Source organism: Romboutsia sp. (assembly GCF_051659545.1).
GTDB lineage: Bacteria > Bacillota > Clostridia > Peptostreptococcales > Peptostreptococcaceae > JBOFOR01.
In genome coordinates this window covers 1-1472 of the sequence record NZ_JBOFOR010000326.1, presented here as the reverse complement: position 1 = coordinate 1472, position 1472 = coordinate 1, and the positions used below count along the sequence as shown (strand labels likewise).

Below are 1472 nucleotides of genomic sequence, written 5' to 3'. Positions count from 1 at the left end.
TTCAAAGTGGATTTAAGGCGTATGTAAATTCATTTTATGAGTTAACAAAAAACTATTTAGCTTTTTGTAATATGGAATTTAATATAAGTATAAAAAGTAAAGATTTTATAGAATATGTAACCCAATGTGAAGAAAGTGGGCTACTTCCACAAGATGGAGCATTATTTTGTAATGCATTAAGAATGCTTAGAAATGAACATGCTCATGGATATGAAAGACCAACCTTTGAAGATGTACTTGAATTTTATAAAGAAAATAGCCATATGTTTTTAGCAATGATTAACATAAGTAAAAACAAATTGGAAGAAATATCAGATAAATAGTATATTGAATCTATTATATGAAAATTTTGAAATAAAGTATAAATTTACCTATAATAGAAGTTAAAGAAGGGTAAAATTAAAACTTCTGAAAGTACATAGATAATAAAAATATTTCAAATAACTAAAATGGAGGGCAAAATGAGAGGAATATTAAAATTAAAACCTTTTTATAGCGAAAAAATTTGGGGATATGAAGAGTGGAATTTATCTACTCATAGAAATGGTGGATCTATAGTTGAAGGAACGGACAAAACTTTAGTAGAAGTTTTAGGAAAAGAATTACCTATACTTATAAAAATAATACAAGCAAATGAAGCATTATCAGTTCAAGTTCATCCAGGAGATGAATATTCTAGAAAGTATGAAAACGATAACGGTAAAACAGAATGTTGGTACATATTAGAGGCTAAAGAAGATGCAGGCTTAATTTGCGGTATAAAAGAAGGTTTAAATAGAGATGATTTTGCAAAAATAATCGAAGAAGGTAAAGTAGAAGAAAACTTAAAGAGAATCAATGTGAAACAAGGAGATATGATATACATACCAGCAGGAACTGTACATGCTATAGAAGGTGGACTTAAAATACTTGAAATCCAACAAAGTAGTGATGTTACTTACAGAATGTATGACTGGGGTAGAGATAGAGAAATGCATATCGAAAAATCTCTTGATGTAATAGATTATGAAATGAAAAATCATGGTGGAAAGATAGACAATTTTACTAAATTAGAAACTCCATATTTTACAGTTGATAAAATAATAGTAGATGGAAGCTATGAAGATAATGTAACTCAAGAATTCCACTCATACACAGTGATAAGTGGAGAAGGTACTATAACTTCAAAAGAAGGTAGCATAGCACTTAAGACAGAGGAAACAGTTTATATAACTAAAGATGTCACTTATAAAATAGAAGGTAAATTAGAACTTTTAAAATCTTATGTATAAGTAATACATCAAAAATATTTATTATAAAAATAATCGAATATCAGGCTAAAAAAGCTTAATATTTATAAATAAAATAGATTAATATATAAAAATTAGCCTCTTAAAATATTACAAGAGGCTAATTTTATTAGAATCGACTTTAATAGTATCAAAAAAGTGATTAGTTTATATTTATATGTTATCTACATCAAATGATATTGT

General features: G+C 26.6%; 2 protein-coding genes. Both read left to right on the top strand.

Annotated features, from left to right (window positions below; translation table 11 throughout):
- On the top strand, nucleotides 1–323 hold a 323-nt coding region (locus ACRC03_RS19355; protein ID WP_438654251.1), incomplete at its 5' end, for a hypothetical protein.
- A gap of 138 nt (nucleotides 324–461) precedes the next feature.
- A complete protein-coding gene (locus ACRC03_RS19350) occupies nucleotides 462–1271 on the top strand; it encodes a type I phosphomannose isomerase catalytic subunit (RefSeq protein ID WP_438654250.1) in 810 nt (269 codons plus the stop codon).
- Nucleotides 1272–1472: the final 201 nt, after the last annotated feature.